Source organism: Psychromarinibacter sp. S121, assembly GCF_049801035.1.
Classification (GTDB): Bacteria; Pseudomonadota; Alphaproteobacteria; order Rhodobacterales; family Rhodobacteraceae; genus Psychromarinibacter.
Genome location: NZ_JBNAGE010000003.1, coordinates 299,849 through 320,649 on the forward strand (window position 1 = coordinate 299,849; position 20,801 = coordinate 320,649).

Consider the following 20,801-nt stretch of genomic DNA (forward strand, 5'->3'; position numbering starts at 1 on the left):
CTTGATCAGATCCGCCAGGGCACCACGCCGGCAGGCAGCTTCCGACCGGCCCGATCGAGCACGGCCATCAGCACGACGGTTGCCAGCACGGTCACGCAGGACATCGCCGACGCCAGCGTGGTATAGCCGCCGTCTTCGTAGTTGAAGATCGCCGTCCCGATCGTCTCGTTCCCCGTGGACCACAAAAGCGCGGACACCGTGACCTCGTTGTACGCCGTCAGGAACATCAGGATCGCGCCCGAGGCCGCCGCCGGCGCCATCAGCGGCGCAAAAATCCGCGCCATGCGTCGGCCGAACCCGGCCCCCGACACTCGCGCGGCATCGTCCAGCGCCGGGTCGAGCTGTCCGAAGGCGGCGACCACAGGCTTCAGGGTGATCGACAGGAAGGCGGTGAGATAGGCGAGGAATATGATCGCCATCGTATTGTAAAGCGACACATTCAGCAGAGGCAGCGGTCGGATGAAGGTCAGGATGAATGCGATAGAGATCACGAGACCCGGAATCGCATAGCTGACGTCCGCCAGCGTTGCCAGCGTTCCGCCGACCACGCGCGGAAGCCGGGCGCGCCGCGACAGGGCATAGGCCACCAGCACGGATACCGACGCCAGCACCAGCGCAGCCGCGGCGGCGGTCAGGGTGGAGTTGGTGAAAGCGCGGACAGTGGACGACTGCCGGAACAGGATCTCGGCGAAGTTGCCGAAGGTCAGCGTCTCGGCGTTCAAGGGCACGCCATAGGTCTTGACCAGCGCGGTGGCGGTCAGCGCCATCAGCGGCAGGACCAGCGTCGCGGCGATGTAGGCCGCCAGCGCGCCCTCCGCCAGCGGACGGGTCCGGCGCAGGGCAATGCGCAAGGGGGGCTGCGGCGGACCGGAGACCTGGGCGCGGAACCGGCGTTGCAGCCATGCCTGCAGGGCGATTGCGGCGACGGCCACGATGGCCAGAAGGATCGAGATGACGGCCACATCGGTCAGCACACGCGGTCCGAAACTCGACAGCCTTTGCCAGATCAGCACCGGCAGCGTCGTGTAGCGCGCGGGGATGCCGAGGATCGCCTGAATGCCGAAATTGCCAAGCGCCGATACGAAGGCCAGCATGAAGGCCGCGACCAGTGTCGGGGCCAGCAGCGGCAGCAGGATGCGCCTCAGCAGGCGCGTGGGGCGGGCGCCGGCGATGCGGGCGGCCTCGACCATCTCGCGCGGGAGGGTGCGCAGGGCGGCCAGCACCACGAGGAAGACCAAAGGCGTGTGCTGGACCGTCAAAAGCAGCATCACGCCGAAAGGGGTGTACAGAGGATGCGGGCTGCCCACGGGGGGCGCAAGCGACAGCCAGTTCAGCACAGGGCTGCCGGGACCAAGCGCCTGCACCCACGCGATGGCGGTCACCTGCGGCGGGATCATCATCGGCAAGAGCAGCAGGAACACCAGCAAGCCTTTGGCGCGCACGTCGGTCAACCCGATGACCAGCGCCAGAGCGGTACCGAGGACCAGCGCCGCAAGACCGGAAATGGCCGAGCTTTCAAAGCTGTGCCATGCGGCGCGCTGAACCGAGCCGCTCGCCAGCGCCTCGATCAGCGGCGCAAGCGAGGGCAGGGCGCCATCGGTCAGGCCGACGCGCGCCAGAAGGCCCAGGGGCACGACGAACAGCACCAGCGCGAAAAGGCAAAGCGCGGCGAGGGACAGCCCCTCGCCGCGCCGCGACACTGACGTCAGGATCTTAGCCACCGAAGATTTCGACGAACCGTTCCTTGTTGTCCTGATCGTTCGCCAGCGCCGCGGCCGGGTCGAAGCCCATCAGCTTGATCTCGTCCAGCGACGGGAAGCCCTCTGGCGGCGAGACGGCCGGGTGCGCGGGCAGATAGCCCATCTCGGACGCCAGCTGCTGACCTTCTTCCGAGATCAGGAAGTCGACGAAGGCCTTCGCGGCGTCGGGGTTCTGGGCGGTCGACAGGATCGCAACCGGCTCGGTCACCGCCGAGACGCCTTCCTCGGGGAAGACGAACTCGACCGGTGCGCCGTTCATCTTCTCGCGGATCGGCAGGAAGTCGACGACGAAGCCGTACAGCTTCTCGCCGCCCGCGATCGCGTTGTAGGTGCCGCCGTTGCCGCCCTGCGGGTTGGCGCCCTGCTCGGCGAGGCCTTCGTAGAACGCCCAGCCCAGCGACGGGTCGGCAGTCAGCGCGGCCATGTGGATCGTCGCGGCGCCAGAAGTCAGCGGCGACGGCATCGCGATCATGCCCTTGGCTTCCGGCTTCAGCAGATCGGCGTAAGAGGTCGGCACCATCGGCGCTTCGGTGTTGTAGATGATGCCGGTGGTGATCAGCTTGGTCGAGAAATAGTGGCCCTCGTCATCCATCAGCGCGGGGTCGTAAGCCGAGGTATCTGCCTCGGTGTAGGCCATCAGGCGACCGTCGGCTTCCAGCGATTCCATCGTGACCATGTCGGCGATCAGCAGAACGTCGGGCTGCGGCTGGCCGGCTTCGAACTCGGCAAGAAGCTTGGCCATCACCTTCGTCGTGCCTTCACGGAACCACTCGACCTCGACCTCGGGGTACTTCGCCATGAAGGCGTCGACGGTCTTCTGGGCGTCTTCGTTCGGTTGCGAGGTGTAAAGAACCAGCCTGCCCGACACGTCCTGCGCCAGGAGAACGGTGGGCAGGGCGGTCGTGGACAGGCCGGCGACAAGCGCGGCGGTCAGGAGTTTGCGTTTCATGGGTGTCCCGTATGTGTCTGCGGTTCGGAGCGTGAGAGGTTGCTCCGAGGCTGGCTAGCAGCGGAGTGTTGCACTTCCTTGACAGTTTGCAGGTCGCCTGTGGGTAACGGGGCGCCGCCCGGTTCGGGCCTTCGTGGCGATCCTTCATCGGACGCTTGCGCAGACGGGCTGGCGGTCGCTGCGCCCGCCTTGCCTGCGTGTTGACAAATCATCTCGTCCATCGCTACGGTGTTCATGTTGAGGAATCAACAAGCGCTGCTGGAGGGCGGCGCGAGGGAGGACAGCTTTCAGGTCGGGACCAAACGATTGCGCGCATCTGCGCGCGACCGTGCTCTGGTCGCATGGCCGAACCAAAGCGGAACCTCACGCCAGTAGATCAAGCCGCGTGTCCGGGCGACCCGGGCACCGGCATCCAAGCGGCAGTTCCTGCCACAACGACACGAAGCACGTGTCGGCGGTCGCATCGGTGCGGGCGCCGGACGGTAGAGCTTTGTCCAGCCCCTGGAGGAGGGGCACACAGGGCGGCCGGCGAACAGGCCGCCACAGGGAGGAAGACATGAACACAACACGCAAGACGGCCGGCGCAATCGGTCTGGCCCTTGGTCTATTCGCGGCGTCCGGTGCGGCGGCGGATACGATCAAGGTCGGTGTGATCGCGCCGTTCTCGGGCCCCTTCGCCCAGTATGGCATCCAGTACCAGCAGGCCATCGAGACCTACGTGGCCCAGAACGGGGCCAGCGCAGGCGAGCACGAGATCGAGTTCATTTACAAGGACGTGGGCGGCGTGAACCCGGACCAGTCCCGCAGTCTGGCGCAGGAGCTGCTGATCCGTGAACAGGTGGATTACCTTGCCGGGTTCACCTTCACGCCCAACGCGCTGGCGGTCGGGCCGATCATCACCCAGTCCGAGACCCCGACGGTTATTTTCAATGCCGCGACGTCGGTCATCAACAAGGAAAGCCCCTTCTTCCTGCGCACCAGCTATACGCTTTGGCAGGTTTCCGCACCGATGGCGGAATGGGCCTATGATCAGGGGCTGCGGACGGTCGTGACGACGGTCAGCGACTATGGTCCGGGCATTGACGCAGAGGTCTCGTTCAAGGCGGCGTTCGAGGCGAAGGGCGGCGAGGTTGTCGACACCATCCGCATGCCGCTGTCGACCACCGATTTCACGCCTGTCATCCAAAGCGTGAAGGATCAGGCGCCCGACGCGGTCTTTGCCTTCCTGCCGGGTGGCCCGCCCACCTTCACCTATACCAAGACCTACAACGAGAACGGCTTGCGCGATGCGGGCATCATGTTCCTTGGCACCGCCGAGACGGAAGAGTCGAACCTTCAGGGGCTGGGCGACATGGCGATCGGCCTGACCACCGCCTATCACTATTCCGCCGCCCACGATTCCGACCTGAACCGCGAGTTTCAGGCCAAGCTGCACGAGTTGCACCCGGACGGGATCATCAACTGGGCGTCGGTCGGCGCCTATGATGGCGTGCACCTGATCTACGAGATGGTGAAGGCCGCCGGAAGCGATGGCCCCGCCGCCGTCGAGGCCGTGCTGGGCATGGAATGGGAAAGCCCGCGCGGTCCGCTGACGATGGACCCGGAAACCCGGACGGTCATCCAGAACGTCTATATCCGTGAGGTCGAGCGCAATGCCGAGACCGGACTGCTTGAGAACGCCGAGAAGGGCGTGATCGCCACCGTCGGCGATCTTGGCTGGGACCAATAACCGAAGCGCCGGGCCGGTCGTTTCCGGCCCGGCGGCACGGTTGGGTGAGAACCAATGGATCTTCTTCTGAACATCGCGGTCGATGGCATCGCCTACGGCATGATCCTGTTCATGATCGCCGTCGGCCTGTCGGTAACCATGGGGCTGATGCGGGTGGTGAACCTTGCCCACGGCGGTTTCGCCCTGATCGGTGGCGCGCTGGCGCATTGGCTGGGAGCGGAACTGGGACTGGGCTTCTGGCTGGCCGCGCCTTTGGCCATCGCCGGAACCGTGCTGATCGCCCTGCCGCTGGAACGCGTGCTCTACCGCCGGATCTACGGCTTTGGCGAACTGCAGCAGGTGCTGGCCACCATCGGGCTGACCTTCCTGATGATCGCTTCGGTGAACTACCTGCTGGGCTCGACCCTGCTGCCGATAGAACTGCCGCCCGCCCTGCGCCAGACGGTCGATCTTGGCTTCCGCCAGCTGACCGCCCACCGCGCCGCCGTGATCGTCGTCGGGCTGGTGGTGATCGCCGGGCTGTGGGGCCTGCTGGACCGCACCCGCTTTGGTATCCGTCTGCGCGCTGCCGTGGACAACCGAGACTCCGCCTCTGCCATCGGGATCAACACGTCCAGCATCTACATGCTGACCTTTGCGCTGGGCGCGGGGCTGGCGGCGCTGGGCGGCATTCTCGGGGCCGAGCTTCTGCCGATCGACGCCTATTACCCGCTGCGCTACATGGTGCTGTTCCTGATCGTGGTCGCCATCGGCGGCATGGGCTCGATCCTTGGCTCGTTCGTCGCCGCGCTGGCCATCGGCGTGATCGAGACCGCCAGCCGCTATCTGGTGCCGGACCTCGCCACCATCGTCTTCTTCGGCTTCGTCATCCTGTTCCTCGCGGTGCGCCCGCGCGGCCTTATGGGGAGCGCCTGACATGCTGCGCCGATATGGATCGCAATACGCGCCCGCCGTCCTGATGATCGCCGTCGCGGTCGCGGCCTTCTTCGCCTTTCCCTTCAACCTCGCGTTCCTGACGCGGATCCTGATCATGATCGTGCTGGTCCTGTCGCTGGACCTTGTGCTTGGCTACGCCGGGATCGCCACGTTGGGGCAGGCGGCCATGTACGGCGCCGGGGCCTATGCGGCGGGGCTGTTCGCCATCCATGTCTGGGCGGACCCGGTCGCGGGGCTGCTGATCGGGGCGCTTGCCGGGGCGGCGCTGGCGGCGCTTGCGGGGCTGGCGTTGATGCGGACGCACGGGCTGACGCTGATCATGCTGACCATCGCGGTGGCGCAGATCTGTTCCGAGATCGCCAACCGCGCCCGCGACATCACCGGCGGCGCCGACGGGCTGCGCGGTATCCGGATGCAACCGGTGCTGGGCATCTGGGAATTCGATTTCATCGGCCGCACAGGGTACTGGTACGCCTTTGCCGTGGCCGCCGTGATGATGATCCTCCTGGCGGTTCTGGTGCGCTCGCCCTTCGGGCTGTCGCTGCGCGGCATCCACCAAAGCCCCGAACGGATGCTGGCCATCGGCGCGCCGGTCTACTGGCGGCGCCACGCGGCCTATACGCTGGGCGGCGGCATCGCCGGGATCGCGGGGGCGCTGACGGCGCAGATCACCCAGCTGGTCAGCCTGGAGACCTTTTCCTTCGCGCTGTCGGCCGAGGCGATGATCATGCTGATCCTCGGCGGCACCGGGCGCCTGTACGGCGCGGTGATCGGCACGGTGATCTTCATGTGGGTGCATCACACCGCCGCCGCCAACGATCCGTTCAACTGGCTCTTCGTGATCGGCGCGATGGTGCTGGCTGTGGTGTTCTTCCTGCCCGCCGGCCTGATCTCGCTGCCGCCCGCGCTGAAGCGGCTTGCCAAGGGAGGTCGCCATGCAGGGTCTTGAGGTTCGCGGCCTGTCCAAGCGCTTCGGCGGGCTGGTGGTGTCGGAGAATATCGACTTCGACCTGAAGCCCGGTGACCGGAAGGCGCTGATCGGGCCGAACGGGGCGGGGAAAAGCACCTTCGCCAATCTCGTCACCGGCATCCTTGCGCCATCGGGCGGGACGATCCGCTTCGATGGGCAGGACATCGGCGGGATGGGCGAGGCGCATCGCGTCAAACTTGGCATCGCCAAGACCTTCCAGATCACCACGCTGTTCCCAGAGATGACAGTGCGCGAGAACCTGCGCCTGCCGATCCTGGAACGCGAAGGGCGCGGGTTCCGGATGTTCCGCCGTGCCTCGGGCGATGCGGCGGTGGAGGACGAGATTGGCACGCTTATCGCGCAGTTCGATCTTGGACCGCTGGCCGACCGTCCCGTTCGCGACCTGGCCTATGGTCAGCAGCGGCTGGTCGAGATGGCGCTGACGCTGGCGCTGAAGCCTCGTGTGCTGATCCTCGACGAACCCGCCGCAGGCGTGCCGTCCAGCGAAACGCACCTGATCACGGACGCCATCGAACGGCTGCCGGAAGACCTGGCCGTGCTGGTGATCGAGCATGACATGGATCTGGTCTTCAAGGTCGCCCGCTCGATCGTGGTGCTGGTGCAGGGCCGCATCCTGACCGAGGGCACACCCTCCGAGATCGCCGGAAACGCGCAGGTGCGCGAGCTTTACCTTGGGGGCGGCCATGACTGACACGGTTCTGGATCTCGTTAACGTCACCGCCGGTTACGGCCCCACCCACGTGCTGCGCGGCATCGACCTGCATGTCCGCGCCGGCGAACGGCTTGCCGTGATCGGGCGCAACGGGGCGGGGAAGACCACGCTTCTGGGCACGATCATGGGGCTGACCAAGCTGCACGAAGGGTCCGTCCGCCTGCGCGGCCAGCCCATCGACCGGCTGGCCCCGTTCCGCCGTAATGCGCTGGGGCTCGGTCTTGTGCCGCAGACGCGGGATATATTCGCCTCGCTCAGCGTGGAAGAGAACCTGCTGGCCGCGATGCGGGGCGATGCCTCGCTGGACGAAGCCTATGCCCTTTTCCCGCGCCTGAAAGAGCGCCGCCGCAATGGCGGCCGGCAACTGTCGGGCGGCGAGCAACAGATGCTGGCCATCGCCCGCACCCTGATGACCCGGCCCGAGATCATCCTGCTGGACGAGCCGCTTGAAGGGCTGGCGCCGGTGATCTGCGAACAGCTGATGTCCGTTTTCGAGGACTTGGCAGCCGATGGCACGCGGTCCGTCGTGCTGGTCGAACAACATGCCGAGGCGGCGCTCGCCTTCGCGACCCGGGCGATCCTGATGGCGAATGGCGCCGTCGTCTGGGAAGGCGCCGCAGAAGACCTGAGACGCAACCCTGATCTGCTGCACCGCCACGTCGGTGTCGGGGTCGAGGCGTAAGGAGGAGATAACATGACACTGATCGAGGGCCACAAGCCGATCACGCCCGCCGATGGCATTCCGGTCTGGGACGTCGACCCGTATGACGAGGACATGCTGCGCGCGCCAGAGACGTTTTATGCCGACCTCCGCGCGAAGGGTCCGGTGGTCTTTATCCCGGCCTATTCGATCCTTGCGTTGGGCCAGTACGAGACCACGCAGAAGGTATTCAGCGACCACGAGAATTTCGTGTCCTCGCGGGGTGTCGGACTGAACGATTTCAAGCTGGAAGAACCCTGGCGGCCGCCCTCGATCATCCTCGAGGTCGATCCGCCCGACCACACCCGGACGCGGCGGATCATGGCCAAGGCGCTATCTCCGAAAGTGGTGCGCGGGCTGGCCGACATGTTCCGCACCACTGCCGAGGAAATCGTGGACGACCTGCTGACCAAGGGCAGTTTCGATGCGGTGACCGACCTTGCCGAACGCTTCCCGGTCTCGGTCTTCCCGCGCGCGGTAGGTATGCGCGATGTCGATCAGCGCAACCTCGTCGACTACGGCGCCTGCGTGTTCAACGCGATGGGCCCCGACAACCGCCTGCGCCGCTGGGCGCTGGAGCGCAACAAGCAGATCGCGCCGTGGATCATGGCCGCCTGCGCCCGCGACCGGCTGACCGATGACGGGCTGGGCGCGATGATCTATGCCGAGGCCGCCGCGGAAGACGCCGCGATCACCGAGGCCGAGGCCGCCATGCTGGTCCGGTCCTTCCTGTCGGCGGGGGTGGATACCACCGTGACCGGGATCGGCAACGCGCTCTGGTGCTTTGCCACCAACCCCGGCGAGTGGGACCGCCTTTGCGCCGATCCGAAACTGGCGCGTCCGGCGATCGAGGAAGTGCTGCGCTTCACTTCTCCGGTCCACACCTTCGGGCGCACCGCCGGGCGGGACACCGAAATCGCCGGTTACCCGGTCGAGGAAGGCACCAAGGTCATCTGTGTCCTCGGCGCGGCCAACAGCGACCCCGACAAGTGGGGCGACCCGGAAGCCTTCCGCATCGACCGCCGCCCGCTGGGCCACATGGCCTTCGGCGCCGGTATCCACGGCTGCGTTGGCCAGAACATCGCGCGGGGTGAGATGGAGGCGCTGCTGTCGGTCATGGCCGAGAAGGTCGCGCGGATCGAACCGGCAGGCGAGGCCGTCTGGCGCCCGAACAACGCAATTCATGCGCTGGACAAGCTGCCCCTGAAACTGATCCCGAAGTGAGGCCCAAGATGGTGAAGGTAACCTATATCGAGCATGACGGCACCGAGACCACGGTCGAGGCGGCCGAGGGCGACAGCGTGATGAGCGCGGCCATCGCCAACGGCATCGATGGCATCGTCGCGGAATGCGGCGGCTCGATGATGTGCGCCACCTGCCATTGCTACGTCGATGACGCCTGGACCGACAGCACCGGCCCGCGCAAGGAGGGCGAAGACGACATGCTGGAAAGCGCGGCCTCGGAGGTGAAGGAGACCTCGCGCCTGTCCTGTCAGATCAAGCTGACGGCAGACCTTGATGGGCTGGTCGTGCACCTGCCGGAGGAGCAGGTGTGACCGACACCCCCGATCCGGGCCGCGTCGTCATCGTCGGCGCGGGGCAGGGCGGCTTGCAGGCTGCCATCAGCTTGCGGCAAGAGGGGCATACGGGGCCGATCACGCTGATCGGTGACGAGCCGGGGTTGCCCTATCAGCGGCCGCCGCTGTCCAAGGCCTATCTGAAGACTGGGGTGGCCGAGCAGTTGACCCTGCGGCCGGAAAGCTTCTTTGAAAAGAAGGACATCACCCTGCGACCCGGCCTGCGCGTCGACCGGATCGACCGGGAAAACCGGCAGGTCGTGGCCGGGGGCGAGGTGCTGGATTACGACCACCTGATCCTTGCCACCGGCACACGCAACCTACGCCCGCCGATCCCCGGCGTGGAGCGTGCGCTGGGTCTGCGGACCTTGGCGGATGCCCGCGCCCTGCGGGACGCGCTCGACACGCCGCAACGCGTCGCGGTGATCGGCGGCGGCTTCATCGGGCTGGAATTCGCGGCGGTTGCCCGCGCGCTTGGCCACACCGTTCACGTCGCCGAAGCCGCGCCCCGCCTTATGAGCCGCGTGATCTCTCCCGAGATGTCGGAACGGTTCCGGTGCCTTCACGACAGCCTCGGCACGGTCCTTCATCTTGGCAACGGCGTCAGCGACGTATCCGGCGACGGGCTGGTCCTGTCCGACGGCACCGAAGTCGCCGCCAATCTGATCCTGCTGGCTGCCGGTGTCCGCCCCAATACGGAACTGGCCGAGGCCGCCGGCCTGATGGTGGACAACGGCATCGTGGTCGACACCCGGCTGCGCACGGAAAATCCGCACATTTACGCGCTGGGCGACTGCGCTGTCTTTCTCGATCCGGCCACCGGCCGCCCGGTCCGGTTGGAAAGCGTGCAGGCCGCAACGGACCACGCCCGCGCCATCGCGAAATCCATCGTCCACGACGCGGCCGATCCCTATGCGGCGGTCCCTTGGTTCTGGTCCGATCAGGCGGACTGGAAGCTTCAGATCGCCGGGCTCGCCACGGCAAGCGATGACAGCGTTCCGGTGGGCGAGGATACGGTCCTACGCTTCGCCGGAGATCGCCTGACTGCCGTCGAATGCATCAACAACGCCAAAATCCATATGAAAGCCCGCCGCTTGCTGGCGCAACCCGACGTGCCGACCCGTGACATGCTGGCACGGGAGACTTATGACCTGACGAGTTTCTGAGTCAGATGGACAACGCATGGTGACCGACACGAGACAGGACCGCATCTCGAGCCCGACGCGCGACCGCGACGGGATCGAGATTCTCGATATCGATCACTACGCGCCGTTCCTGTTCAACGCGGTCAGCGGCGCGTGGCATCGCAAGACCTCGGCCATATACCGCAGCCAGTTCGACCTTGGCATCGTCGACTGGCGCGTGATCGCGATGCTGAACATCGAACCGGACATCACCGCCAGCCGCGTGTGCGAGGTGATCCGGCAGGACAAGGCCGCCGTCAGCCGGTCTCTGAAGCTGCTGCACAGCCGGGGACTTGTCGCCTACGAAGCAGCGATGAACGACCCCCGCAAACGCAGCTGGTGGCTGACCGACGAGGGCCAGCGCATCCACGCCGAAATCATGACCATCGCCTTGGCGGCCGAGGCGCAGATGCTCGAGGATGTGCCGCCCGAAGAACTGGAGATCTTCCTGAAAACATTGCGCCACATGCTGCGGAACCTCGACCGGCAAGCATAGCGCCAGCGGGCCGCGTCGGGCGTTTCCGGATGCCGGTACATCGGACCCGTCCCCAGTGCGAGGGTTCCTGCCGAATGGGAAGATGATGGATCGGTAAGCTGTTGGTGGAAAAGTGAAAAGTCCCGCACCGAAAACCCGGTCGCCAATGCCGTCGCCTTCGCCAAGACTTCCGCCGCACGCCAGCCTCGCAAACCATGGGTATTGCGCGATCTGGCGGTCTACCCCTTCGCCACGCATCTCGCACAAGCCAACGCCGGGCTCCGCTTGACGATGCCAAACGCATGATCTAGACACCGATCCTGCTGAGCGGGCGTCGTATACTGGCTATTACCTCAGCCTTCCAAGCTGATGAAGCGGGTTCGATTCCCGCCGCCCGCTCCAAGCTTGCTCCCGCATGACATACCGCCGAAGACCGCCGCGTGCTGGACGTGTTCCTTGTCTATGGCACAGGGACGGCTGTAGCCTGCGACGGGGCACAGGCTGGCTTCCGTTGCGCCCGAGGCGGTGTGACGCGCTTGCCGATCAGCGCCGGGTTGGCTATGCGGCCTAGGGACGAGGGGGGCATATGGCACGCAATCAGCCGTCGAAAGACGACCGGGAAAAGTCCAAGCGCATCGGCGCGCTGCGTGGGCTGGCGCCGTTTCTGAAACCCTATCGCGGGATGATGGTCGCCGCGATCTGTGCGCTGGTGCTGACCGCGATGGTCTCGCTGGCGTTGCCGCTGGCGGTGCGCCGGGTCGTTGACGGGTTCGAGACCTCGGCGGAACGCCTGCTTGACAGCTATTTCGTTGCCGCCCTGATCATTGCGCTGCTGCTCGCAGTGGGCACGGGTGTTCGGTACTACCTTGTGACCCGGCTGGGCGAGCGTGTGGTGGCCGACATCCGCAAGGCCGTGTTCGACCGGATGGTCGGGATGTCGCCCGCCTTCTACGAGAAGATCATGACCGGAGAGGTCCTGAGCCGGATCACGACGGACACCACGCTGATCCTGTCGGTCATTGGCTCTTCGGTGTCGATTGCGCTGCGCAACCTGCTGATCCTGATGGGCGGTATCGTCCTGCTTCTGCTGACTTCGGCCAAGCTGACGGGGCTGGTGCTGCTGATCGTTCCGGTGGTCATCGTGCCGATCGTGCTTCTGGGCCGTCGTCTGCGCTCGCTTAGCCGCGAGAACCAGGACTGGATCGCGGCGTCTTCGGGCAGCGCGTCCGAGGCGCTTCTGTCGGTGCAGGCGGTGCAGGCCTTCACCAACGAACCCGCCACGCGCCGCAGCTTTTCTGACGTGACAGAGCGCAGCTTTACCGCCGCCCGCAAACGCATTGCGACGCGCGCGGCGATGACCGTCATCGTGATCGCGCTGATTTTCTCCGGTGTCGTGGGTGTCTTGTGGGTCGGTGCGCGGGATGTGCGGGCCGACGCGATGTCGGTGGGCGAACTGGTGCAGTTCGTGATCTACGCGGTGATGGTCGCGGGGGCGACCGGCGCCCTGTCCGAGATCTGGGGCGAGTTGCAGCGGGCCGCCGGTGCGACCGAGCGGCTGGTAGAGTTGCTGGGCGCCGAAGACACCGTGAAGGACCCCGAGCACGCGATGCCGCTGCCCGACCAGTGCCGTGGAGCGATCACCTTCGACAACGTGACCTTCCACTATCCGACCCGGCCGGATGTGTCGGCGTTGGACAACGTCTCGCTTGAGATCCAACCGGGCGAGACGGTAGCTCTTGTGGGCCCGTCCGGAGCGGGCAAGTCGACCATCATCCAGCTATTGCTGCGCCACTACGATCCGCAAAGCGGCGCTGTGCGGATCGACGGCCAGCCGCTGACCGGGATGGCCCGCGCCGACTTCCGCCGCGCCATCGCGCTTGTGCCGCAGGACCCGGTGATCTTCGCCGATACCGCCCGCGAGAACATCCGCTTCGGTCGCCCGGGCGCGACCGACGAAGAAGTCGTCGAGGCCGCGAAGGCCGCCGCTGCCGACGATTTCCTGTCGAAGCTGCCGGATGGATACGGAAGCTACGTCGGCGAGCGCGGCGTGATGCTGTCGGGCGGTCAGAAGCAGCGCATCGCCATCGCGCGCGCGATCCTGCGCGACGCACCGATCCTGCTGCTGGACGAGGCCACCAGTGCGCTTGATGCGGAAAGCGAACGTCTGGTGCAGGCGGCGGTCGACCGGCTGTCGCACGACCGCACCACGCTGATCGTCGCGCACCGGCTTGCGACGGTGAAGAAGGCGGACCGCATCGTCGTGTTCGACGAGGGGCGCATCGTGGCCACCGGCACGCACGCCGAACTGGTGTCGCAGGACGGGCTGTATGCGCGGCTTGCGCGGCTTCAGTTCACCGAGGGTCTCGCGGCGGAATAGCACCGCGAACCCACGCCTGACCCTGCGTCGCACGGCTGTCACCGTGGCGTTTACCTTGCGCACGCGACGAATTGTCACCATTTTTCCAAGCAGTCACGTCGCCGGGAACGGCCGGCGGCCAAGGGGAGGAATTGGCAATGGCGGACTATGCGAGCTGCGTCGATCGTGACGCGATCACCAATGAAATGCCGTGGACCGAGCGAGACGTGCCGCCGACGCTGTACGGGCTTCTGACACGCACGGCTGAACGGTTTCCCGACCGCAATGCCATGACGTTCCAGATGTTCTCGGACCCCGGCGCGCGGGCCGAGACGCTGACGTGGCGCCAGATGCGGTCGCAGGTGACGCAGGCCGCGAACCTGTTCCGCGAACTCGGCGTCGGCGAAACGGACACCGTCGCGATCCTGATGCCGAACTGCACCGAGTGCTTCGTGGCGCTGTACGGCGCACAGGTCGCCGGCATCGCCAACCCGATCAATCCGTTGCTGGAACCGGAACAGATTGCCGGCATCCTGCGTGAGACCGGCGCGAAGGTTCTGGTGACGCTTCGGGCGTTCCCGAAGACGGATATCGCCCAGAAGGCGGCAGAGGCGGTGCGGCTTGCGCCCGGCATCGAGACGGTCATCGAGGTCGACCTGCTGCGCTATCTCGACTTTCCCAAAAGCTGGATCGTGCCGCTGATCCGCCCCAAGGCGCATGCCCGTCATCGCGCGCGGGTCCTGCGCTATGCGGACGAAGTCGCACGGCAATCGGACACGCTCGATTTCGCCGACAGTACCGGGGACCGCATTTCGGCCTATTTCCACACCGGCGGCACCACCGGGATGCCGAAGGTCGCGCAGCACAAGTATTCGGGCTTCGTCTACAACGGCTGGCTGGCAGAGCGGCTGCTTTTCACAGAGGAAGACACGCTGATCTGTCCGCTGCCTTTCTTCCACGTCTTCGCTGCGGTCGTGGTCGGCGGAGCGGTCATGAGTTCGGGCGCGCATGTCGTGTTGCCGACGCCCGCCGGGTATCGCGGCGACGGCGTGTTCGACAACTTCTGGAAGCTGCTGGAGCGGTGGAAGGTGACCTTCGTCATCACGGTGCCCACCGCCATCGCCGCGCTGATGCAGCGGCCCGTGAACGCCGACCTCTCCGCGCTGAAGATCGCGTTTTCCGGCTCGGCTCCGCTGCCGGTCGAGTTGTACAACCGCTTCCGCGCCGCGACCGACGTGACCATCGTCGAAGGCTACGGTCTGACCGAGGCGACCTGCCTTGTCGCCGTGAACCCGCCCGAGGGCGAGAAGAAGGTGGGCTCGGTCGGATTGCCGTTCCCCTATACCGATGTGCGCATTTTGCGGTGCGACGACTCCGGGGCAATCCAGCAAGAGATGGGCGTCGACGAGGTGGGCGAGATCTGTGTGTCGAACCCGGGCGTGTTCGAGGGGCAGACCTATCTTGAGGCCGACAAGAACCGGGGCCTGTTCGCCGAAGAGAAATGGCTGCGCACCGGCGACCTTGGCCGGATCGACGCGGATGGCTATCTGTGGATCACCGGCCGGGCGAAGGACCTGATCATCCGGGGCGGTCACAACATCGACCCGGCCGAGATCGAAGAAGCGCTGACCAGCCACGAGGCGGTGGCCGTCGCCGGCGCAATCGGCCAGCCGGACGCGTTCTCGGGCGAACTGCCCTGCGTCTATGTCGAACTGGTCGACGGTGCGGATGTCACCGAAGCCGCGCTTCTGGAACATGCGCAGCACAAGATCCACGAACGTGCGGCGCGGCCCAAGTATCTGGAGATCTTGCCCGAACTGCCCAAGACAGCCGTCGGCAAGGTGTTCAAGCCCGATCTGAGAAAGCGCGCCATCGCCCGCGTCTACGATGCGGCACTAAAGGAACGTGGGCTTGCCGCCCGCGTTGTGTCGGTCGTCGAGGACAAGAAGCGCGGGCTGGTCGCCAAGCTGGAGCGCACCGGCGAGGTGGACGCCGAGGCGATGGGCCACTGTCTTGGCGAATTCTCGCGTCCGTGGGACTGGGCCGAGAGCGCTGAACGCGGCGGCGAAGGCGCTCGCGCAGCCGAGTGATAGTCTGTGCCGGCAGGCGGGGCGGTCCTTCCGTCTGCCGGGGCGGCTGCCGTGTCACCCACCCAGCGTTATGTCGTTGCAAAGCGCCGTGATCGGGTCCCAGCCTTCGCTCATCCTGACGGCATACCGGGCCGACAGCCGGATCAGCGCAAGCAGTTCGTCGCGTCTGGACTCAAGGATCTCGGTCCGCATCGCGTCGTAGTCCTCGGCCATTCGGGTTTCCAACAGTTCCAGAGCGGCGGCGGACAATCCGATGATCGTGTCGTCGGGCAGGGGGGCGTCGGACAGCATCCCCTCGGCCACCTCTTGCAGCGGCATGGCGCGTGCGATGTTCACCGCGTTGCGTTGCATAGTCAGACGGTCGATACGTTCGTTCTCTGACTCCGGGGGTTCGTCGAGGAAGTAGTATCCCCGCTCCGCCTCCAGTTGGTCCAGCCATCCGGCGTATCTTGACGCCAGCAGCACCTCGCGTTGGGCGGGCGTCGGGTCGGACAGGGTGCCGAAGTCCAGCACCTGCCGCACCGCGCAGCCTTCGAGTTTGGCCAAGGACTGCTCGAAGGTCTTCACCAGCGCAACGGCGTCGCGCAATTCTTCCAGCGTTGCGGGGATCAGTGTGACCTCTCGCGGATTGCCGCGCCGGCCTCCCTGCGCAAGCGTCCCGCCACCTGCGTCCATGTCCAGCATCGCGCCGTCGATGAATTCGTCCAGCGCGCCGTAGATCGTGATCGGGTCGATGTCCGGACGGTCGATGGTCATGCCTTCGCCACTTGCATGGGTCGACGCGTTCAGTGACAGGCGCCCGTCCCAGCTGACCTGCTGCGTTAGCCCCTGCACGACCGTCTGGCACTTGCCGAAGTTCTTGCACATGTCGTCGGTTGCCGGGAAGCCGGTGAAGAACCGCCATTCCAGCGTGTCGGCGGTTGTGGTGACGTGGGCGAAGACCGGCACCATCAGGCCCTCGTTAACGGCGGGGAACACGTCGCCGACCACAGCGAAGGTGCCCTCGGGCAAGTCTTTCGCTGCGGCGGGCGCGGCGAGAGCCGCAAACGCGAGGGCAGAGGCGAGAATGCGCATGTCTCAAATTCCTGACTTAAATGGCTTCAATTCCGGGATAGCCGGGGTCCGCCGTGTCAGGCAAGGCCGGCATTCCGGAACGGATCGGCGGGTTCGGTCGTTGGGGGGGCAGACCGCAATGACGGATGCCCGAAAGGAGGCTGCCATGACCCATACCCTGACGCTGAAAGCCATCGAGCCAGTGACCCACGACGTGAACCACCTCGTCTTCAACCGCCCCGAGGGCTACGAGTTCAAACCCGGACAGGCGACCGACTTCGCGCTGGACAAAGAGGGCTGGCGCGACGAACAGCGGCCCTTCACCTTCACGAACCTGCCGGACGCGAACCGGCTGGAATTCGTGATCAAGTCCTACCCCTCGCATGACGGCGTGACCGAGCAGATCGCCGCGCTGAAGCCGGGCGACACCGTGCTGATCGAGGACGCGTGGGGCGCGATCGAGGACAAGGGGCCGGGTACTTTCATCGCAGGCGGCGCCGGCATCACACCCTTCATCGCCATCCTGCGTGCCCGCCATGCCCGCGAAGGCTCGCTGGACGGCTGTCAGCTTATCTTCTCGAACGACGAGAAGCGCGACATCATCCTGCGCGAAGAATGGGACGCGATGCCGGGCCTCAAGACGACCTACACCGTCACCGGTGAAGACGCCGAGGGTCTGCCGCACCACAAGATCGACGCGGGCTTCCTGGACAGCCACGTCGCGGACTGGTCGGGCGTGTTCTACGTCTGCGGCCCCGACAAGATGGTCGAAGAGATCGAACAGATACTGAAGGACAAGGGCGTGCCTGAAGACCGTATCGTGGTCGAGGCCGCCTGAGGCGGCACAAACGGGGCGATCCCTGCGCCAGTTGACCCGACGGGACCCGTTGGGGCTTTGCGCCCGGTGTCCACGCTGCTAGCGTGGGCCGACCGGATCAACAGGGGGTCCCCGACATGTTCGCACGACTGAAGTTTACCGTGGCCGCGCTGGCGCTTACCGCCGGTGCGGCGGCGGCGCAGCAGACCGACATCACCATCGGCATGCAGCTTGAACCGCCCAACCTCGACCCGACCGGCGGCGCCGCCGCCGCGATCGACGAGGTGGTTTATGCCAACCTGTTCGAGGGGCTGACCCGCTACACCTCTGACGGTTCCATCGCGCCCGCGCTGGCCGAAAGCTGGGACATCTCCGAGGACGGCACCGAGTACACGTTCCACCTGCGCGACGGTGTGACCTTTCACGACGGCAGCACGATGGACGCAGAGGACGTGAAGTTCTCGCTCGACCGGGCGCGCGCCGAGGACTCGACCAATGCCCAGAAGGCGCTGTTCGCCGGGATCGAGAACGTCGAGGTCGTAGATCCGCTGACGGTCAAGGTCACGCTTTCCGGCCCGAACTCTGCCTTCCCGACCAACATGGCGTGGGGTGACGCGGTGATCGTTGCGCCCGAAAGCATCGACAGCGCCGCCACCGCGCCGGTCGGCACCGGCCCGTTCATGTTCTCGAACTGGGTGCAGGGCGACCGGGTCGAACTGATCGCCTATGACGGATACTGGGGCGAGAAACCGGCCCTGACCGCCGCGACCTTCAAGTTCATCTCGGATCCGACGGCGGCCTTCGCCGCGATGATGGCAGGCGACATCGACGCCTTCCCCGGCTACCCGGCTCCCGAGACGCTGGTGCAGTTCGAGGCCGACCCGCGCTTCAAGCTGCTGATCGGCTCGACCGAGGGCGAAACGATCCTCGGGATGAACAACAAGTCCGAAGCGCTGTCCGACCCGAAGGTCCGCGCGGCGATCGCCCATGCCATCAACCGTCAGGAAATCATCGACGGTGCGATGTTTGGCTACGGGACGCCCATCGGCACGCACTTCGCGCCGCACAATCCCGATTATGTCGACCTGACCGGCCTGTCGGACTATGACCCCGAGAAGTCGAAGGCGCTTCTGGCCGAGGCCGGGCAAGAAGGTCTGACCCTCTCGCTCAAACTGCCGCCTCCGTCCTACGCCCGCCGTGGCGGCGAGATCATCGCGGCGCAACTGCGCGCCGTGGGGATCGAGACGCAGATCGAGAATCTCGAATGGGCGCAATGGCTGGAGCAGGTGTTCAAGGGCAAGGACTTTGACCTGACCATCGTCAGCCACACAGAGCCGATGGACATCAACATCTACGCGCGGCCCGACTATTACTTCCAATACGGGAAGCCTGAGTTCATCGAACTGATGGACGCGCTGAACCTTGCCACCGATGCGGCGGAGCGGTCCGAGATCCTGAAGAACGCGCAGACGATGATCGCCGAGGACTACGTGAACGGCTACCTGTTCCAGCTGGCCCGCACCGGTGTTGCCAACGCGAACATCGAAGGACTGTGGGAGAACTCTCCGACGCAGGCCAATGACCTTACCGGCGTAAGCTGGTCGCAGTAACGCGATGGCCGGCCGGGATCGCCCCGGCCGGCCACCTTAGGCGGCCGCCGTGCAAGCCCCTTTCGCCGCACCCGCATCCCGCCTAACGTCCTCCACATGCTTCGCTATCTCCTTTCGCGCCTGATCTCGCTGGTCCTCAGTCTGGCCGTCGCCAGTCTGGTGATCTTCGCGATGCTCGAGATCATTCCCGGCGATCCGGCGGCGGTGATGCTGGGCCTGAACGCCGAGCCCGAGGCCGTGGCCGCGCTGCGCACCGAGCTTGGGCTCGACCTGCCGCTGGCACAGCGTTACGCGGCGTGGGTCGGGCGGATGCTGCAGGGCGACTTCGGCACCTCCTACACATACCGCGTTCCGGTGGCGGACTTGATCTCGGCGCGGCTGGGCGTGTCGCTGCCGCTGACGCTTTACGCGATCTTCCTGTCCACCGCGCTGGCGATCCCGCTGGGCGTCTGGGCCGCATCGCGGCACGGAAGGCCCGCCGACCTTGCCATCATGGGCGTGACGCAGCTGGGCATCGCCGTGCCGAACTTCTGGTTCGCGATGATCCTTGTCCTGATCTTCGCGATCCGGCTGGGCTGGTTCGCCTCGGGTGGCTTTCCGGGATGGGACGCGGGCCTGTTCGCGGGGCTCAAGGCGCTTACCCTTCCCGCGCTTGCCTTGGCGCTGCTGCAAGCGTCGATCCTTGCCCGCGTCATGCGCTCGTCGCTTCTGGAGACGCTGCACCGAGACTACATCCGTACCGCCCGCGCCAAGGGCCTTAGCCGCAGCCGCGCCATCCTGCGCCACGCCTTCCGCAACGCGCTGATCCCGGTAATGACCATCCTCGGGATGCAGGTTTCGGTGCTGATCGCGGGGGCCATCGTGGTCGAGAACGTGTTCTTCCTGCCGGGCCTCGGCCGCCTGATCTTTCAGGCCGTGACCCAGCGCGACCTGATCGTGGTCGAGGCGGTGGTGATGCTGCTGGTCTTCGCGGTGGTCGTGGTGAACTTCCTTGTCGATCTCGCCTACGCGGTGGTCGATCCGCGCCTGAGGCGGCGCGCATGAGGGTTCCCGCAGGCTTCCTGATCGGCGCGGCGCTCAGCGCGCTGTTCCTTCTGATGGCGATGGTGTCCTTCATCTGGACCCCGCACGACGTGACCGTGCTGGCGGTGGCCGAGCGGATGAAGGTGCCGGGCGACGGCTATCTTTTAGGGACCGATCACCTTGGGCGGGACATCCTGTCGATGCTGATGGTGGGCGCGCGCACCTCTATCGGCGTGGCGCTTGTCGCCGCCGGGATCGGTCTTGCGGTGGGCGTGCCGCTGGGCCTGTTCGCCGCCGCCCGGCGGGGCGGCTGGGTGGACGAGATCATCATGCGCGGCAACGACCTTGTCTTCGCCTTCCCGCCGCTGGTCATGGCGATCCTGATCGCGGCGGTGTTCGGCCCCTCGGCCCTGAACGCGATGCTGGCCATCGGGGTGTTCAACATCCCCGTCTTCGCCCGCGTCGCCCGGGCGGGCGCGATCAGCCTTTGGACGCTCGATTTCATCATGGCCGCCCGCGTCGCGGGGAAGGGCGCGGCGCGGATCAGCGCCGAGCACATCTTCCCGAACATCGGAAACCTGCTGATCGTACAGGCAACGATCCAGTTCTCGGTGGGCATCGTGTCGGAAGCGGCGCTTAGCTATTTCGGACTGGGCGCGCAGCCTCCGGTGCCGTCGTGGGGGCGGATGCTGGCCGACAGCCAGACGATGATCGGCCTTGCACCGCACATGGCGCTGATCCCCGGCCTTGCCATCGTGCTGATGGTGCTTGGCCTGAACCTGATGGGCGACGGTCTGCGCGACATGCTCGACCCGCGCATGCGGCGCACGGCATGAGGG

General features: G+C 66.0%; 18 protein-coding genes and 1 tRNA gene. 16 read left to right on the top strand and 3 right to left on the bottom strand.

Annotated elements, in window-relative coordinates:
* Nucleotides 1-5 precede the first annotated feature (5 nt).
* Nucleotides 6-1,721: an ABC transporter permease gene (locus ACP156_RS15180; RefSeq protein WP_425052199.1), complete on the bottom strand. Its 1,716-nt coding sequence runs from the start codon at nt 1,719-1,721 to the stop codon at nt 6-8.
* On the bottom strand, nt 1,714-2,709 hold the full coding sequence (locus ACP156_RS15185) for an ABC transporter substrate-binding protein (RefSeq protein ID WP_425052200.1): 996 nt from the start codon (nt 2,707-2,709) through the stop codon (nt 1,714-1,716). The genes ACP156_RS15180 and ACP156_RS15185 overlap by 8 nt, the downstream gene beginning before the upstream one ends.
* A 556-nt stretch (nt 2,710-3,265) precedes the next feature.
* On the opposite strand from ACP156_RS15185, the gene ACP156_RS15190 reads away from it, so the two are divergent.
* The 12 genes from ACP156_RS15190 (at nt 3,266) to ACP156_RS15245 (ending at nt 15,459) form a co-directional block, all read left to right on the top strand.
* Nucleotides 3,266-4,438, top strand: a complete 1,173-nt coding sequence (locus tag ACP156_RS15190; RefSeq protein ID WP_425052201.1) for an ABC transporter substrate-binding protein — start codon at nt 3,266-3,268, stop codon at nt 4,436-4,438.
* 54 nt (nt 4,439-4,492) lie between these two features.
* Nucleotides 4,493-5,353, top strand: coding sequence for a branched-chain amino acid ABC transporter permease (locus ACP156_RS15195; protein ID WP_425052202.1), 861 nt, complete (start codon nt 4,493-4,495; stop codon nt 5,351-5,353).
* Between the two features lies 1 nt (nt 5,354).
* The gene (locus ACP156_RS15200) at nt 5,355-6,323 is read left to right on the top strand and encodes a branched-chain amino acid ABC transporter permease (RefSeq protein ID WP_425052203.1); all 969 of its coding nucleotides are present in this window, start codon (nt 5,355-5,357) and stop codon (nt 6,321-6,323) included.
* Entirely contained in the window at nt 6,310-7,056 is a 747-nt protein-coding gene (locus ACP156_RS15205; protein WP_425052204.1) for an ABC transporter ATP-binding protein, read from the top strand. Before ACP156_RS15200 ends, ACP156_RS15205 begins: the two co-directional genes overlap by 14 nt.
* On the top strand, nt 7,049-7,759 hold the full coding sequence (locus ACP156_RS15210) for an ABC transporter ATP-binding protein (RefSeq protein WP_425052205.1): 711 nt from the start codon (nt 7,049-7,051) through the stop codon (nt 7,757-7,759). The genes ACP156_RS15205 and ACP156_RS15210 overlap by 8 nt, the downstream gene beginning before the upstream one ends.
* Nucleotides 7,760-7,771: 12 nt before the next feature.
* Nucleotides 7,772-9,001, top strand: a complete 1,230-nt coding sequence (locus ACP156_RS15215; protein WP_425052206.1) for a cytochrome P450 — start codon at nt 7,772-7,774, stop codon at nt 8,999-9,001.
* Between the two features lie 8 nt (nt 9,002-9,009).
* Nucleotides 9,010-9,333, top strand: a complete 324-nt coding sequence (locus ACP156_RS15220) for a 2Fe-2S iron-sulfur cluster-binding protein (protein WP_425052207.1) — start codon at nt 9,010-9,012, stop codon at nt 9,331-9,333.
* Entirely contained in the window at nt 9,330-10,520 is a 1,191-nt protein-coding gene (locus ACP156_RS15225; RefSeq protein WP_425052208.1) for an NAD(P)/FAD-dependent oxidoreductase, read from the top strand. The genes ACP156_RS15220 and ACP156_RS15225 overlap by 4 nt, the downstream gene beginning before the upstream one ends.
* Nucleotides 10,521-10,539: 19 nt before the next feature.
* Nucleotides 10,540-11,034, top strand: a complete 495-nt coding sequence (locus ACP156_RS15230; protein WP_425052209.1) for a MarR family winged helix-turn-helix transcriptional regulator — start codon at nt 10,540-10,542, stop codon at nt 11,032-11,034.
* Nucleotides 11,035-11,340: 306 nt separating this feature from the next.
* Nucleotides 11,341-11,415, top strand: a tRNA-Gly gene (locus ACP156_RS15235).
* Nucleotides 11,416-11,599: 184 nt separating this feature from the next.
* On the top strand, nt 11,600-13,390 hold the full coding sequence (locus tag ACP156_RS15240) for an ABC transporter transmembrane domain-containing protein (RefSeq protein ID WP_425052210.1): 1,791 nt from the start codon (nt 11,600-11,602) through the stop codon (nt 13,388-13,390).
* A gap of 137 nt (nt 13,391-13,527) precedes the next feature.
* Entirely contained in the window at nt 13,528-15,459 is a 1,932-nt protein-coding gene (locus ACP156_RS15245; RefSeq protein WP_425052211.1) for an acyl-CoA synthetase, read from the top strand.
* 54 nt (nt 15,460-15,513) lie between these two features.
* Here ACP156_RS15245 and ACP156_RS15250 read toward each other — a convergent pair whose 3' ends face one another.
* Nucleotides 15,514-16,533 carry a hypothetical protein gene (locus ACP156_RS15250; RefSeq protein ID WP_425052212.1) on the bottom strand — a complete coding sequence of 340 codons (1,020 nt, stop codon included), beginning with the start codon at nt 16,531-16,533 and terminating at the stop codon, nt 15,514-15,516.
* 145 nt (nt 16,534-16,678) lie between these two features.
* Here ACP156_RS15250 and ACP156_RS15255 point away from each other — a divergent pair, with 145 nt between their 5' ends.
* From ACP156_RS15255 to ACP156_RS15270, 4 genes are all read left to right on the top strand, one after another.
* Nucleotides 16,679-17,350: an FAD-binding oxidoreductase gene (locus ACP156_RS15255; protein ID WP_425052213.1), complete on the top strand. Its 672-nt coding sequence runs from the start codon at nt 16,679-16,681 to the stop codon at nt 17,348-17,350.
* A 116-nt stretch (nt 17,351-17,466) separates the two neighbouring features.
* Entirely contained in the window at nt 17,467-18,939 is a 1,473-nt protein-coding gene (locus tag ACP156_RS15260; protein ID WP_425052214.1) for an ABC transporter substrate-binding protein, read from the top strand.
* A gap of 96 nt (nt 18,940-19,035) precedes the next feature.
* Nucleotides 19,036-19,983, top strand: coding sequence for an ABC transporter permease (locus tag ACP156_RS15265; RefSeq protein WP_425052215.1), 948 nt, complete (start codon nt 19,036-19,038; stop codon nt 19,981-19,983).
* A complete protein-coding gene (locus tag ACP156_RS15270) occupies nt 19,980-20,798 on the top strand; it encodes an ABC transporter permease (RefSeq protein ID WP_425052216.1) in 819 nt (272 codons plus the stop codon). The genes ACP156_RS15265 and ACP156_RS15270 overlap by 4 nt, the downstream gene beginning before the upstream one ends.
* Nucleotides 20,799-20,801: the final 3 nt, after the last annotated feature.